Raw genomic sequence first — 606 nt, forward strand, 5'->3', positions numbered from 1 at the left:
CTTGTTGTTGACGGATACGACGCTTTGCCATATCAATTGTCAGAAGGTGCAAATGGTTCTTCGGCTTCAGGGGAGTCATTAGACTCTGTATTGTTAAATCAGATTGAAGATTGGGCTGATGATCGGCGAGAGTCGTCTGGATCAGGTTTTGAGGTGGGCTTTGTAGAGCAGCTGCCGCAGGCAGGTGGATCCATTTTGGATGAGGGAGGGCTAGAGAGCGAGCCGCCCGACGATGTCGTAGAGCTCAACGAGTTAGAAGGCGAGGATGAAGAGGAAGAGAGGCGCTTAGCGCGCACGATTGAGCGAGATGAGCTTGGCGAGCTAATCCCAGAGGATCGGTTCTTTGATACCTCATTCGAGGAGCGGGTTTCGATCAATAATGATCTCAGTGACTATGATCGAAACCCCGGGGCTGGCTTCGTTTTTGATCGCTCATCGGAAAATGCAAATCGTCTTACCTCGCTTCGTGAAGAGAACAAGCCACTTTTCTGATTCACTAATAATTCTTGCTATCCATTTCTATCTGGTTACACTTGCCCAGAGCTTGCTGGGCAATCGCCTTACTTTGTGAGGAGGAAAGTCCGGGCTCCATAGAGCAGAGTGCCA

Annotated in this window: 1 protein-coding gene; it reads left to right on the forward strand. The window is 49.8% G+C overall.

Features of this window, described 5'->3' with window-relative positions:
* Positions 1-492: hypothetical protein (locus tag A3750_RS25690; RefSeq protein ID WP_197474806.1), on the forward strand; the 492-nt coding region annotated here is incomplete at its 5' end.
* Between the last annotated feature and the right edge of the window lie 114 nt (positions 493-606).

The organism is Oleiphilus sp. HI0079 (assembly GCF_001635105.1).